We start from the raw sequence: 13,566 nt of genomic DNA, 5'->3' as shown, positions 1-13,566 counted from the left end.
GGGAAGGATTTCAGGTTTTTCTCGGAAAGGAAATCAACAGTTTCGCGCGCCCGGGGCGGTGCGGCAGGAGGACAAATGGCCGGATATCTGACGACGCATGTGCTGGATACCGCGCGGGGGGCGCCTGCGGCGGGCTTGCGCATCGTGCTCGCGCGGATCACGCCGGAGGGGGCGGAGCAGCTCGCGGAGATGACCACCAATGCAGATGGCCGCACCGACAGCCCGATCCTGCCCGCCGAGCGTTTTGCCTGTGGCAGCTATGAGCTGACATTCCATGCGGGCGATTATCTGCGCGCGACCGGGCAGGCGGGGGAGGCGCCGCTGTTTCTCGACGCCGTGCCGATCCGCTTTGGCATCAATGATGCAGGGGCACATTTTCATGTGCCCCTGCTTTTGTCGCCTTACGGCTATTCCACCTATCGCGGGAGCTGACCGGGATCAGAAATCTTCCCAGTCATCATGCGAGGGCGCGGCCTTGAGCGCGGCGGCCGTGAGCCCGCCGCCACCGGCGCGGCGCGCCGGCGCGGGCGCGGGGGCCTTGCTCACCGGAGCGGGAGCCGGAGCTTTCGGGGCGGGCGCGGGCGCCGCTGCCGCCGCTTTCGGCGCCGGGGCGGGCGCGGGCTTCGGCGCGGCAACCGGGGCCGGCTTCGCCACGCTCGTGGGCCGTGCCGTGGCCGCACCGAGCCGGAACCGCGCCATCGTCGCGGCCAGGCCATCGGCCTCGCGCACCAGCGACTGGCTCGCGGCCGAGGTTTCCTCGAACATCGCGGCGTTGTGCTGGGTCACCTGATCGAGTTGCAAGATCGCGGTGTTCACCTCGCTCAGACCGGTCGATTGCTCGGTGGTCGAGGCGGTGATGTCGGACATGAAGGTCACGATCTGGCCGACCGAGCCCTGAATGCCTTCGAGCGCGCTGCCGGCCTGCCCCACGAGTTCCACGCCGCGGTTCACCTGCGCCGAGCTGTCGGAGATGAGGCCAGCGATTTCGCGTGCGGCTTCGGAGGAGCGTTGCGCCAGCGCTCGCACCTCGGAGGCGACCACGGCAAAGCCGCGACCGGCTTCGCCCGCACGGGCCGCCTCGACCCCGGCGTTGAGCGCCAGAAGGTTGGTCTGGAAGGAGATTTCCTCGATCACCGAGGTGATGCGGGAGATCTTGTTGGAGCTGTCGGCAATCTCGCCCATCGCCTGCACCGCTTCGCGCACCACCTGGCCGCTGGCTTCGGTGTTGCGCCGCGCGGTCGTGACCATGTCATTGGCCTTGAGCGTGCGCTCGGCAGCCGATTTCACCGAAGCGGTGAGCTCGTTGAGCGCGGCGGCGGTTTCCTCGAGCGTCGCGGCCTGTTGTTCGGTGCGGCGCGACAGATCCTCGGCGGCGCGCGAAATGCCGCCCGACTCGGTGTGGATCGTCTCGGAGTTTTCGAGCACCATTTGCATCGCCTCCCGCAGCTTCACGGTGGCATTGTTGTAGTCGGCGCGCAGGGTCTCGTAATCGCCCGGGAAGGGCTGGACGATGGTCTGGGTGAGATCCCCCTCGGCGAGCGCACTGAGCGCGGCCCTCAGGGCATCGACCACCTGGCGCTGTTCGGTCGCGGCACGGTCACGTTCCGCGCGCGACCGGGCTTCGCGCGCCTCGATCTCGCTCACGTCGGAGGCGATCATCACCACACGTTGCACCTTGCCGTTGCGGTCGCGCACCGGCGACATCGCCCCGGTCAGCAGCAGCGAGTGCCCCTCGAACACCATAATCATGCGGCCGATCATGTTCTCGCCGCGGGCAATCGCCGCAAAGCAGGACTCGCCATTCGCCTCTGCGGTGATCGCGCCGGAGAAGTCCCGCCCGATGAGCGCGGTTTCCTCGGTGCCGAGCGTCAGCGCCATTGCCATGTTGACCGTGGTGACACGGCCATCCGGGGTGAATTCGGCGCGCAGCTGGGTGGCGTCGATCGCTTCGGTCACCGCCGAGTTGCGCTTGTCGGCCGTGACATTCTTCCATTCCACCGCATAGCCCAGCACGCCGCCATCGCCATCGGGGATCGCACTCATCGACAGCGCATAGAAGCCCGTGCCGATCTGGAACTCGCCCGACATCGGCATCCGTTCGGGCCGGAGTATGGCATGTTGCCTCGAGCCTTCGGGATGGAAATAGCTGAACGGGCGGCCCACCAGCGAATCCGGGTCGAAGTCGCGCTTCACGGCGCGGAAATCTTCGAGGTTTTCCGCAAAAAGCTTCTCAAGCGAGGGGTTCACGGCTTTCACCGCGCCATCGGCGGCCAGCAGCATCATCGCGGCGGACGAGGAATCATAGGCGGCGCCGCGGAACAGGCCTTCGCGGCTGGCGATTTCAGATTGCTCCAGCTGGTCGCGGAACGACTCAAGCGCTTTCGCGATCATGCCGATCTCGTCCTTGCCATCGGTCTCGGGAACGTCGGTCTGCAACGCGCCGCCCGCGATCGAGGCCATTGCCCCGCTGATGTGGCTCAGTCGCTGGGCGATCATCGCGCGGAACACGAGCGAGGTGATCACCATCGCCACAAGCAGGATCGACACCGCAACGATCAGGCTCTTGCGGCTCGAGGCGGAGATCTCGGCCACGGTCTGGTCATCCGACCACGTGGAGGCGAAATAGCCGACGACAGTTCCGTTCGGCATTTTGACCGGCGCAGCCAGCGTCAGCCGGTCTTCGGAAAACGCCTCTTCGCCGGTTTCCATCGCCTGCTTGATCAGCGCGTGCATCGGTGCCAGATCGGAGTCGTGGATCACGTAATTGGTGAGTTCCTTGCCCGAGGCATCGGTCGCAATCACACCGTTGGCCGGGTTCGAGGGATCGTCGATGATCTTCTTGAACATGGCATTGATGCGCTCGCTGTCACTGAAGCGGATCGGCGCGATCAATTGATTGACGATGATCCCGTTCGAGCCATGCGCCTGATCTTGCAGTTGCTGCAGCGCCAACTCTCTGGCGGAGCGCATGTTCATTACCGTGAGGGCGGCCACGATGGTGGACGCCGAGAGCAGCACCAGAAGGGCTGCCTTGAAGAAACTCGAGTGGAAGAAATGGACGGATCCGGTCGATTTGGCGCTCATCACTGGCCTCTGTTACTGATTATTCGATCATTTCGGCATTGAGGCCGACAGTCATCGCGCCGATGGGGGCGCCGGTTTCGGGGTCGTTGACGGTGAAGGAGGCCTGCACCTGATACGTGTCCGAGGATTCGTCGAATTCGACCTCGCTCACATGCACGGCATCCGGTCCCTTCGGGTAGGTTTCCTGGAATTTCGCCTCGTCGCCCTGCCAATAGTCCGAGGTCGCACGGGCCTGGGCGACGTTGAGCCCATGCTCATCCATCACGAAAACTTCGGAGACCATCCCCCGCGACCGCTCGACCTTATCAAGCAATGCCCGCGATTGCGGGAGCGCGAGGATCGCCTCGATCGTCGGCTGCGTCGCGGTTTCGGTTTCTGCACGCCACGCCTTGTCGAGCGCGTCGATTTGGTCTTGAGTGATATCGGCATGCGCGGCATTGGCGGCTTTGACCGCGTCGATCAGCGCCGGATCAGTGCCCCAGGCACGCAGTTCGCTTTCGACTTTCGCCGTCACCTGGGCAGTAAAATCCTCTGCCTGCGCCGGGAGGGCAGCAAGGGCGAGACACAGGACCGAGTGGTGCAATCTCATGCAGGAGCTCCGGTTGGGGGAGAGACTCCCCGTGACGATTTGCCCGCAGACTAACCTTGAACTCTTTACGTGCCGTGAATCGCCAAGAATCGTTCCAAGACGCTTTTGCCCCGCGCCGCCCTTGCAGGGGGGGCTGCGCGACACTAAGACTCACGTAAGCACCTCGCGTTTAGGCTGTGCGGAACTCACCAGGAGAGGCAGCAGATGAAAGATCCGGTCGACCTTTACATGAACACGCTTGTGCCGATGGTGGTCGAGCAGACCTCCCGCGGCGAGCGCGCCTATGACATTTACTCACGCCTTCTGAAGGAACGGATCATCTTTCTGGCCGGCCCGTTCCACGACGGCATGTCGAGCCTGATCTGCGCGCAGCTGCTGTTCCTTGAGGCGGAGAACCCCTCGAAAGAGATTTCGATGTATATCAACAGCCCCGGCGGTGTCGTCACCTCGGGCCTCGCGATCTATGACACGATGCAATACATTCGCCCGAAAGTGTCGACGCTGGTGATCGGTCAGGCCGCCTCGATGGGCTCGGTGATTGCCTGTGCGGGCGAAAAGGGGATGCGCTTCTCGCTGCCGAACTCGCGGATCATGGTGCACCAGCCCTCCGGCGGGTTCCAGGGTCAGGCGACCGACATCATGATCCACGCGCGCGAAACCGAAAAGATTCGTCAGCGCCTCTACGAGATCTACGTGAAGCATACCGGCCGCAGCATCGAGGAAGTGGCCGAGGCGCTGGAGCGCGATCGCTTCATGTCGCCCGAAGAGGCGCTCGAATGGGGCCATATCGACGAAATTCTGAGCGCACGGCCCGGTCTCGACGGCGACAAGTAACATCCGCATGCCCCCCTTAACCGGAAAGGGGAATTTGCGATTGAGATGGACCCGGTGCTGCCCTAGACTTTGGTCCGGGACAGCCCACCACCGCCCAAAAGGGGCATTTTGAGGATGACGATGGCGAACAATTCAGGCTCCGACAGCAAGAACACGCTCTACTGCTCGTTCTGCGGCAAGAGCCAGCATGAGGTGCGCAAACTCATCGCCGGCCCGACAGTGTTCATCTGCGACGAATGCGTCGAGCTGTGCATGGACATCATCCGCGAGGAAACCAAGACCACGGGGCTCAAGGCCACCGATGGCGTGCCGACCCCGCGCGACATCTCGAAGGTGCTCGACGATTACGTGATCGGTCAGATGCATGCCAAGCGCGTGCTCGCTGTTGCCGTGCACAACCACTACAAGCGCCTCAACCACGCCTCCAAGCAGGATGTGGAACTGGCGAAGTCGAACATTTTGCTGATCGGCCCCACGGGCTGCGGCAAGACCCTGCTTGCGCAGACGCTGGCGCGCATTCTCGATGTGCCTTTCACCATGGCCGATGCGACCACGCTGACCGAGGCCGGTTACGTGGGCGAGGATGTGGAAAACATCATCCTGAAGCTGTTGCAGGCCTCGGAATACAACGTCGAGCGGGCGCAACGCGGCATTGTCTACATCGACGAGGTCGACAAGATCACCCGCAAGTCGGACAACCCCTCGATCACCCGCGACGTGTCGGGCGAGGGCGTGCAGCAGGCGCTGCTCAAGATCATGGAGGGCACGGTCGCCTCGGTGCCGCCGCAAGGCGGGCGCAAGCATCCGCAGCAGGAATTCCTGCAGGTGGACACGACCAACATCCTCTTCATCTGTGGCGGCGCCTTTGCCGGGCTGGACCGGATCATCGCGCAGCGCGGCAAGGGCTCGGCCATGGGCTTTGGCGCCGATGTGAAAGACCCCGATGCCCGTGGCGCGGGCGAGCTCTTCAAGGAGCTTGAGCCGGAAGATCTGCTGAAATTCGGTCTGATTCCCGAATTCGTCGGCCGTCTGCCGGTGATCGCCACGCTCGAGGATCTGGACGAGCCGGCGCTGGTGACGATTCTCACCGAGCCGAAGAACGCGCTTGTGAAGCAATACCAGCGCCTCTTCGACATCGAGGGTGTGAAGCTCACCTTCACCCCCGATGCGCTCCACGCCATCGCCGCGCGCGCGATCAAGCGCAAGACCGGTGCGCGGGGCCTGCGCTCGATCATGGAAGACATCCTGCTCGACACGATGTTTGAACTGCCCGGCATGGAAAATGTCCGTGAGGTGGTGGTGAACGACGAGGCGGTCGAGGCGGGAACGGCGGCCAAGCCGCTCTTGATCTACGCCGAAGAGGCCAAGAAAGAGCCGAAATCGGCGGGCTGATCCCCGTTTGAGGGCAAAAGGGCGGGGAAACCCGCCCTTTGATTTTGCGCGCCGTGCCCCTTGGGGGGGGGGGCGTTTCGCGCGAAACACTGGACCTTATTGTCGCACCCGCTATAAGGGGATGACTGCTGGGAGAGATAAGATGAGATTCCTGCTGCGCCTGCTGACCTGGTGGAATGACCAGACGCTTGGCACCCAGATCTACACCGCCCGTTACGGTGTGAAGGTCGGCGAAGATGCCGAAGGCAACCGCTATTTTCAGAGCAAGGACGGCAAGCGCCGTTGGGTGGTCTATAACGGCGAATGCCAGGCGAGCCGGATTCCGCCGGATTGGCATGGCTGGATTCATCACACCTGGGATGAGCCGCCGACCACGCAGCCGCTGCCGCACAAGTCCTGGGAGCTTCCGCATCAGGAAAACCAGACCGGGCTGGCCACCGCCTATATTCCGCCGGGGTCGCAACGCCGCCTTGCGCCCGTCGAGCGGCGCGATTACGAGGCCTGGCAGCCGGAATGATCCGGTCTGGCGAGGGATGACATGAGCGAGAATCGCGTCGAAGTGCTCACCGGGGCGGCCGTTCTGGCCGTGGCCGTGGGCTTTTTTGTTTGGGCAGGGCAGGGGCACGGGCTCTCGACCGGCACCGCCAGCTATCCGCTGAAAGCCTCTTTCCGTTCGGTGGAAGGGGTGAGTCTGGGCACGGATGTGCGCATGGCCGGGGTGAAGATCGGCACCGTGACCGAGGTGGCGCTGAACCCCAAGACCTTCTTTGCCGATACCACGGTGACAGTGCGCGAGGGGATCGAGATCCCCGAGGATTCGCAGATCATCGTTGCCTCCGAGGGGCTTCTGGGCGGCGCCTTCATCGAGATCCTGCCCGGCGGCAGCCTCGACAACCTCGCCGCCGGCGATGAAATCCTCGACACGCAGGGCGCGGTCTCGACGCTGGGGCTGCTGATGAAATTCGCCGGTGGCGGTGACAGCAAGCCGAGCAGCACAAGCGGGTCGGAGACCGGCGAATGATCCGCAAGGCGCTGGCGTTGCTTGTCTTCTCGACCAGTCTCGCGGGCGCTCAAGAGGCGCCCGAAGGGCTTGCAAAAGCGCCCGGTGCCTATTTGCGTGGTCTCGACAAGATCGCTGCGGCCTCAAGCGATCTGACGCTCGCGGTGGGCGAGGCCGCGCGCTACGGCTCGCTTTCGGTCCGGCTCGATGAATGCCGCTACCCGGCAGACGACCCGGCCGCGAACGCCTATGCCTTCCTCGAAATCACCGACACCTCGGTCAACAAGATGGTGTTTCGCGGTTGGATGATCGCCCAGAACCCCGCGCTTTCGGCGCTGGATCACCAGCGCTATGACGTCTGGGTTCTGCGCTGCAAGATCGACTGAGCGGGCGGGATCTCGGGCGCGCTGAAATCAGCCCGCACCCGCAACGCCTCTTCCAGCCGTTTGCGGTAGACATGCCGCGGGATCTCGACCCCGCCGAGGCTCTTGAGGTGGTCTGTCAGATATTGCGTGTCAAAGAGCACGAAGCCCGCGCGGAGGAGCCGGTCCACCGTATAGGCGAGCGCGATTTTCGAGGCATTCGGGCGGCGTGAGAACATGCTTTCGCCAAAGAATGCACCGCCAAGCGTGACGCCGAAGATCCCGCCCACCAGCGCCTCGCCCTCCCAGACCTCAAGCGCATGGGCCGCGCCCATCGCGAAAAGCGCGTCATAAAGATCGAAAAGCGCGTCGTTGATCCAGGTTTCGGGCCGTGCGGCGCAGCCCTCGACCACGGCACGAAACGCGGTATCGGTGCGGATCGTCACCTTTTCTCGCCGGATTTCGCGCGCGAGCGAGCGCGAAATGTGGAAATTCTGCAAGGGGATGACGCCGCGCAAACGCGGTTCAAACCAGTGAAGCTCTGTGGCATCGCGCGTGGCGGCCATCGGAAAGATGCCCTGCGCATAGGCCGAGAGCAGCAGGTCCGGGCTCAGCTTCACCGCCATTTGTTGCCAATCGCCACTATTGCTCCTAGTCTTCCCGAGATAGACAGGAAAATGCGGCAATGCCATGGGATTTTTCGATTTTCTGCAAGGGCTGGAGCGCTACGCCGAGGATGGCTCGGGGATTGCGCGGCTCAATCTGCGCCATGATTTTCTGATTGCACCGCTGCGCGATGCGCTTGCAGGGGCGCGTGTGCTCGACCTTGCCGCGCATGACGGGCGCTGGTCTTATGCCTTTGCCGAGGCGGGCGCGTGCGAGGTGGTGGGCATCGAGGGGCGCCCGCATCTGGTCGAGCGCTTTCAGCAATTCCCCGACGGGCCCGCGAAGGACCGGGTGACGCTGCGCGTCGGCGATATTTTCGAAGGTATGGAAGAGGCGCTCAAACGCGGCGAGCGCTATGATGTTGTGGGGGTGCTGGGCATCTTCTACCACATCATGGATCACTTCCGGCTGATGCAGCTTGTGACCCGCTTCGAGCCGAAGCTGATCGTGATCGACAGCGAATTTGCCCTGCGCCCCGGCCAGGTGATCATGCTGGTGCGGGAAGATCCGAGCAAAGATCTCAATGCGCTGCCCCAGACCGAAGGGCAGCAAAAGGCGCTGATCGGCATTCCGAGTGCTGCCGCGCTGGAGGCCATGGCCGACGTGCTCGGCTATGATGTCACCTGGGCGGATTGGGAGCAGGTGCCGCGCGGCAAGCGCGGCTCGGTGGGGGATTATTTCCGCGCCGAAACGAAGCGGCGCGCCACTGCTTACCTTACGCCAAAGCTCTGGTGAGATGAAAACGCCCCCTCGCGGGGGCGTTTGCTCAGCCGTAGGTGCGGGCGAGCCACTTTTCGAGCCAGTGGATCGAATAGTCCCCGCGCTGGATGTCGTAATCCTCGAGCAGGTCGCGGAACAGCGGAATCGTGGTGTCCACGCCATCGACGATCAGCTCGCCAAGCGCGCGGTTGAGCCGCGCCAGCGCCTCTTGCCGGTCGCGCCCGTGCACGATCAGCTTGCCGATCAGGCTGTCGTAATAAGGCGGGATCTTGTAGCCGTCATAAAGCGCCGAATCGATCCGCACGCCAAGGCCGCCGGGCGCATGGTATTGCGTGATCTTGCCGGGGCAGGGGGCAAAGTTCGGCAGCCGCTCGGCATTGATGCGCACCTCGATCGCATGGCCGCGGATTTTCAGGTCTTCCTGACGGAATTCCATCTCCTCGCCTGCCGCGACGCGGATCTGCTCGCGCACGAGGTCAACGCCGAAGATGCCCTCGGTCACCGGATGTTCCACCTGCAGGCGGGTGTTCATCTCGATGAAGTAGAACTCGCCATCCTCATAGAGAAATTCGATCGTGCCAGCGCCGGAGTAGCCAAGCTCGGCCATCGCATTCGCACAGATGCCCCCGATTTTCGCGCGTTGCTCGGGCGTGATGCAGGGGCCGGGGGCCTCCTCGAACACTTTCTGGTGGCGGCGTTGCAGCGAGCAATCCCGCTCGCCCAGATGCACCGCACGGCCCCGCCCGTCGCCAAACACCTGCACCTCGATGTGACGCGGCCGCTGGAGATATTTCTCCATATAGACCTCGTCATTGCCGAAGGCGGCCTTGGCCTCCGAACGCGCGGTGCGGAAGGCAATTTCCAGCTCATCCTCGGATTGCGCAACTTTCATGCCGCGCCCGCCGCCGCCCGCGGTGGCCTTGATGATCACCGGATAGCCCATCTCGGCGGCGGCTTTCTTGGCCGAAGCAAAGTCCGGCACCCCGCCATCCGAGCCCGGCACCACCGGGATGCCAAGTTTTTTCGCCGTGTCCTTGGCGGTGATCTTGTCGCCCATGATGCGGATGTGTTCCGCCTTCGGGCCGATGAAGGTGATGCCGTGATCTTCGAGCACCTGCACGAAGGTCGCGTTTTCGCTCAGGAAGCCATAGCCCGGATGGATCGCTTGTGCGCCGGTGATCTCGCAGGCGGCAACGATCGCGGGGATCGAGAGATAGCTCTCGGAAGAGGGGTTCGGGCCGATGCAGACGCTTTCATCGGCCATGCGCACATGCATGGCATCGGCATCGGCGACGGAATGCACCGCGACCGAGGCGATCCCCATCTCGCGGCAGGCCCGGATCACGCGCAGCGCGATCTCGCCCCGGTTGGCGATCAGGATCTTGTCGAACATCTGACCCTCACTCGACGATCATCAGGGGCGCACCGAATTCGACCGGGGTGCCGTCGTCGATCAGGATGCGTTTCACCGTGCCCGAGCGCGGCGCGGGAATGTGGTTCATGGTCTTCATCGCCTCGACGATCAGCAGCGTCTGGCCTTCCTTCACCGCATCGCCGATCTTCACGAAGGCAGAGGCGCCCGGCTCGGGGGCGAGATAGGCCGTGCCCACCATCGGCGAGGTGACGGCGCCCGGATGGCTCGCCGGATCGGCATCGGCGGCAGCGGTCGGGGCCGCGGTCGGCGCCGCCATCGCCATGGGGGCGGCCATCGGCGCTGCGGCATAAACGGGCGCGGGGGCCGCGGCCACCACGGTCGCCTGCTTCACCACCCGCACCTCAAGGCTGTCATCCTCGCCATATTCCCGCACCACGGCGATCTCAGTCAGGTCGTTCTGGTTCAGAAGCTCCGCCAGCGCCTGAATGAAGGCGACGTCGTTCTCGTGCGATTGTTTGGTCATGCGGTCCTCGAGGTCTCTCGGTAAGCCACGCGGGCAGGCCGGCGGCAATCTTATCCTGGCTGCTTATACGCGAGCCCGGCGGGCGAGGAAAGCGTGAACGGATGACGCAGGGGAACTCCCGATCCGCCACGACTCCGGGCCGCGCGATCCGGGATCGGCGGCAAAAGCGCGCATGCCACGCGCATGACAACAGATCCGCACCCCGTCGAACGGGGGCAGGCCGGGCGGGACCGGGCATGACCCTGATCTCTCCCGCCCGCACAGGCTGCGCGGCGGGGTGGTCGGGTCGGGCCAATCCGAAAAAAGGCGCCAGGGCGGGGCTGCCGCCGTGGCTATCGGGTGACGTCGAGGCTCGGGACAGCGCTTTCGCTGCTGGCTTGCCAGGATTGCGCGCTCGGCGCCGGTGTCGGCGCAGGTGCCGGTGCAGGCGCTTCCGGTTCTGCCTCGGCTTTGGTTTCAGCCACGGGTTCACGCGCTTCGGCCGCCTCAGCAGGCTCGGCGGGTTCTTCCGGCGCGACAGGCGTGGTGGCCTCTTCGGTCGCAGCAGGCTCGGTCCGGTTTTGACGCACCGGGTTGCGCAACTCTGCCGCACGCGCCTCGAGCGGCGTCACGTCGAAGGTCGGCGGCGGGCCGGTGGGCGCATCCGGGTCCGGTGCGGCCTGACTGCGGCTTTGCGCGAGCACCGCCGTTTCCACGGTCACGTTGCGGCGTGCCTGAAGCTGGACGATCCGATCTTGCTGGGTCTTCGCATCCGTCTCGGCGCCAAGGCCGGAATTGGTGTTCGCTGCCGTCGACGCCGGTTCAACGGTCGTCGCCGGTGCTGTTTTCGGGGCCGCCGGGCTAAACAATGGCGACCATCCGGTTTGAGGCATAAGCCCTGATATAAGGTCCATTCCCCACTCTCCTCACTAATAAAGACACCCCCATGGTCGAAGATGCGCGCACGAGGTTACCCAAGCGTTACGATCCGAGGGTTTCGGGGGGCAGGGTTAACGGGGGGCAGGATTAACGGGGCGGGCGTTCAGCCCCCGGCGGGGGGCGCATAGGCGAGCCGGACAAGGGCAGCGAGATCCGCCTCCCAAAGATCGGCCGCTTGCGCGCCGGGCGCCAGGGCGGCAAAACGCTCCAGCGTTGGGGCGGGCTGGCCATAACTTGCGAGGATGGCGCGAAAGAGCGCGTTGTCCTTCATGACCCCGCTCACCGGAAAGCCCACGCCCGGGTCGGTGCCGAGGATTTTCGGAAGCCGGTCCTTCAGCATCGGCATGCCTGCGGGGCCGCCTGCAAGGATCGTCAACACGGTTTCGAGCGGCAGGCCCGCGGCCTGGGCAACCGGCAGAAGGTCTGCAAGGCCGCTGAAATAGGCTTGCAACATCCCGTTGTTGATCACTTTCATCACCAATCCGGTGCCCAGCGGCCCGGTGTGGAAAACGCGCCCCGAGAGCATCGCCATCAGCTCCCGCGCCTGCGCCGCGGCCTCCGGCGCGCCGCCGATGAAAACGCCGCAGGCGCCCGCGCGCACCAGGTCCGGCCCGCCCGAGATCGGCGCATCGACGATCCTTGCGCCTTTTGCGGCAAAATCCGCGGCGCGGGCGCAGATCAGATGCGGATCTGCGGTCGAGGTGTCGGCGACAAGACGGCCGGAGAGATCGCAGGCGAGCAGCGCATCGAGCATGGCCCCCACGGCGGCATCGTCCAGAAGGCTCAGCACGATCCCTTCGCTTTGCGCCACAAGCGCGCCAATGTCGGGTGCACTTTCGATGCCGGGAACGGCGCGGCCCGAACGGGTCCAGCCGCAAACCTGCGCGCCCTGCGCGGCAAAGCGTTCGGCAATCGCCGCCCCCATCCGCCCCAGCCCGATCACCCCGATGCGTGTCATGGTTTTTTCCCTTCTTTTCGCTTCTAGCTCAGAAGCTTGCGAAACCGCAGCAGCACCAGCGCAAGCGCGAGCCCGGACATCGCCGCCATGGCCGCCATCTCGCCCAGCACGAGCCAGACCCCCGCGCCACGGTAAAGCACGGCCTGCGCAAAGGCGACAAAATGCGACGTCGGGCTGATCAGAAGCATCACGACCCGGAGCCAGTCGGGCATCGATTCCATCGGCGTCATGCCGCCAGAAAGGAGCAGCATCAGGATCATCACCGGGATCACGAGAAGCCCGTATTGCCCCATGTTGCGGGTGTAGCTTGCCATCAAAAGCCCGAGCGAGGCGACCGCGATCACATAGATCGCCGCGCCGCTCACATAGAGCGGCAGTGCCCCCGCAATCGGCACGCCCATCGCGCCTTTCACCACAAAAACGAGGCTCAGCACCGAGGCAAGCAAGATCACCCCGCCCGTTGCGAAGATTTTCGAGAGCACCACCTCATGCGGGCGCACCGGCATCACCAGCACATGCTCGATTGTGCCGCGCTCGCGCTCGCGCAGCAGCGAGGCGCCCGAGAGGATCAGCATCAGGATTGTGACGTTGTTGATCAGTTGCATCACCGCCGTGAACCATGTGGCGGTGAGATTGGGGTTGAAACGATTGCGCACCACCACATCGAGCCCGCTTTCGCTGCTCACGCCGGGAGAAAGGTAATCGGCCGCGGCCTGCGCCAAAGCCTCGCCGATGTAACGCGTGCCATTGCCCGCGAAGGCCACTGCGGTGGCATCGACAAGCACCATCACGTTGCCGCCCCGGCCTGCACGCAGGTCTTTTTCCAGATTGGGCGGGATCGAGACGACAAGCACCTCCTCCCCCGCGATCTGGGCGCGCTCGGCCTCCGGGGGAGAAAGGAGTTGCGGCGGGCGGAACAGCGGCGGGCGGATCGCCTCGATCATCCGCGCCGAGAGTTGTGAGCGGTCATCATCGACCACGGCAACCGTGAGGTCGCGCACCTCGGTCGAGCCGCCTTGCGAGACGAGCCAGATTGCGGCGGTGAAGACGTAGAGGATCAGCACCAGCATCACCACGTCGCCGCGCACGGCGCGCAACTCCTTCAGTGTCAGATTGGCGATGTTGCGCAGGCTGTGGAGCATTTC

Annotated in this window: 15 protein-coding genes; 7 read left to right on the top strand and 8 right to left on the bottom strand. The window is 64.4% G+C overall.

Features of this window, described 5'->3' with window-relative positions; translation table 11 throughout:
* Nucleotides 1-75 precede the first annotated feature (75 nt).
* Nucleotides 76-432, top strand: coding sequence for a hydroxyisourate hydrolase (gene uraH, locus ACFSM0_RS06895; RefSeq protein ID WP_377388617.1), 357 nt, complete (start codon nucleotides 76-78; stop codon nucleotides 430-432).
* 6 nt (nucleotides 433-438) lie between these two features.
* Here the strand turns inward: uraH and ACFSM0_RS06890 are convergent, their stop codons facing one another.
* Both ACFSM0_RS06890 and ACFSM0_RS06885 read right to left on the bottom strand, forming a co-directional pair.
* Entirely contained in the window at nucleotides 439-3,084 is a 2,646-nt protein-coding gene (locus tag ACFSM0_RS06890; RefSeq protein WP_377388616.1) for a methyl-accepting chemotaxis protein, read from the bottom strand.
* A gap of 19 nt (nucleotides 3,085-3,103) precedes the next feature.
* Nucleotides 3,104-3,673 carry a PDC sensor domain-containing protein gene (locus ACFSM0_RS06885; RefSeq protein ID WP_377388615.1) on the bottom strand — a complete coding sequence of 190 codons (570 nt, stop codon included), beginning with the start codon at nucleotides 3,671-3,673 and terminating at the stop codon, nucleotides 3,104-3,106.
* 204 nt (nucleotides 3,674-3,877) lie between these two features.
* Here ACFSM0_RS06885 and ACFSM0_RS06880 point away from each other — a divergent pair, with 204 nt between their 5' ends.
* The 5 genes from ACFSM0_RS06880 (at nucleotide 3,878) to ACFSM0_RS06860 (ending at nucleotide 7,285) form a co-directional block, all read left to right on the top strand.
* Nucleotides 3,878-4,507 carry an ATP-dependent Clp protease proteolytic subunit gene (locus ACFSM0_RS06880; RefSeq protein WP_097068285.1) on the top strand — a complete coding sequence of 210 codons (630 nt, stop codon included), beginning with the start codon at nucleotides 3,878-3,880 and terminating at the stop codon, nucleotides 4,505-4,507.
* Between the two features lie 120 nt (nucleotides 4,508-4,627).
* The gene (gene clpX / locus ACFSM0_RS06875; RefSeq protein WP_377388614.1) at nucleotides 4,628-5,899 is read left to right on the top strand and encodes an ATP-dependent Clp protease ATP-binding subunit ClpX; all 1,272 of its coding nucleotides are present in this window, start codon (nucleotides 4,628-4,630) and stop codon (nucleotides 5,897-5,899) included.
* Between the two features lie 142 nt (nucleotides 5,900-6,041).
* Nucleotides 6,042-6,416 (top strand): NADH:ubiquinone oxidoreductase subunit NDUFA12, encoded by a 375-nt coding sequence (locus ACFSM0_RS06870; RefSeq protein WP_377388613.1) that lies wholly within the window; start codon nucleotides 6,042-6,044, stop codon nucleotides 6,414-6,416.
* Nucleotides 6,417-6,437: 21 nt separating this feature from the next.
* Nucleotides 6,438-6,920 carry an outer membrane lipid asymmetry maintenance protein MlaD gene (mlaD, locus tag ACFSM0_RS06865; RefSeq protein WP_377388612.1) on the top strand — a complete coding sequence of 161 codons (483 nt, stop codon included), beginning with the start codon at nucleotides 6,438-6,440 and terminating at the stop codon, nucleotides 6,918-6,920.
* On the top strand, nucleotides 6,917-7,285 hold the full coding sequence (locus tag ACFSM0_RS06860; RefSeq protein WP_377388611.1) for a DUF2155 domain-containing protein: 369 nt from the start codon (nucleotides 6,917-6,919) through the stop codon (nucleotides 7,283-7,285). The genes mlaD and ACFSM0_RS06860 overlap by 4 nt, the downstream gene beginning before the upstream one ends.
* Here ACFSM0_RS06860 and aat read toward each other — a convergent pair.
* A complete protein-coding gene (gene aat / locus ACFSM0_RS06855; protein ID WP_377388935.1) occupies nucleotides 7,249-7,881 on the bottom strand; it encodes a leucyl/phenylalanyl-tRNA--protein transferase in 633 nt (210 codons plus the stop codon). The genes ACFSM0_RS06860 and aat overlap by 37 nt on opposite strands.
* Nucleotides 7,882-7,951: 70 nt before the next feature.
* Between aat and ACFSM0_RS06850 the strand changes: the two genes are divergently transcribed.
* Entirely contained in the window at nucleotides 7,952-8,662 is a 711-nt protein-coding gene (locus ACFSM0_RS06850; protein WP_377388609.1) for a class I SAM-dependent methyltransferase, read from the top strand.
* A 31-nt stretch (nucleotides 8,663-8,693) separates the two neighbouring features.
* Here ACFSM0_RS06850 and accC read toward each other — a convergent pair whose 3' ends face one another.
* The 5 genes from accC to ACFSM0_RS06825 form a co-directional block, all read right to left on the bottom strand.
* Nucleotides 8,694-10,040, bottom strand: coding sequence for an acetyl-CoA carboxylase biotin carboxylase subunit (accC, locus tag ACFSM0_RS06845; protein WP_377388607.1), 1,347 nt, complete (start codon nucleotides 10,038-10,040; stop codon nucleotides 8,694-8,696).
* A gap of 7 nt (nucleotides 10,041-10,047) precedes the next feature.
* Nucleotides 10,048-10,545, bottom strand: coding sequence for an acetyl-CoA carboxylase biotin carboxyl carrier protein (gene accB, locus ACFSM0_RS06840; RefSeq protein ID WP_377388605.1), 498 nt, complete (start codon nucleotides 10,543-10,545; stop codon nucleotides 10,048-10,050).
* Between the two features lie 332 nt (nucleotides 10,546-10,877).
* Nucleotides 10,878-11,438, bottom strand: a complete 561-nt coding sequence (locus ACFSM0_RS06835) for a hypothetical protein (protein ID WP_377388603.1) — start codon at nucleotides 11,436-11,438, stop codon at nucleotides 10,878-10,880.
* A gap of 128 nt (nucleotides 11,439-11,566) precedes the next feature.
* The gene (locus ACFSM0_RS06830) at nucleotides 11,567-12,538 is read right to left on the bottom strand and encodes an NAD(P)-dependent oxidoreductase (protein WP_377388933.1); all 972 of its coding nucleotides are present in this window, start codon (nucleotides 12,536-12,538) and stop codon (nucleotides 11,567-11,569) included.
* Nucleotides 12,445-13,563 (bottom strand): ABC transporter permease, encoded by a 1,119-nt coding sequence (locus ACFSM0_RS06825; protein WP_377388602.1) that lies wholly within the window; start codon nucleotides 13,561-13,563, stop codon nucleotides 12,445-12,447. The genes ACFSM0_RS06830 and ACFSM0_RS06825 overlap by 94 nt, the downstream gene beginning before the upstream one ends.
* Nucleotides 13,564-13,566: the final 3 nt, after the last annotated feature.

Origin of the sequence: Rhodobacter lacus, assembly GCF_042683065.1 — a bacterium.
In the GTDB taxonomy this organism is placed as follows: domain Bacteria; phylum Pseudomonadota; class Alphaproteobacteria; order Rhodobacterales; family Rhodobacteraceae; genus Rhodobacter; species Rhodobacter lacus.
The sequence above is the reverse complement of the archived record's forward strand: the minus strand, read 5'-3'. Positions and strand labels throughout refer to the sequence as shown.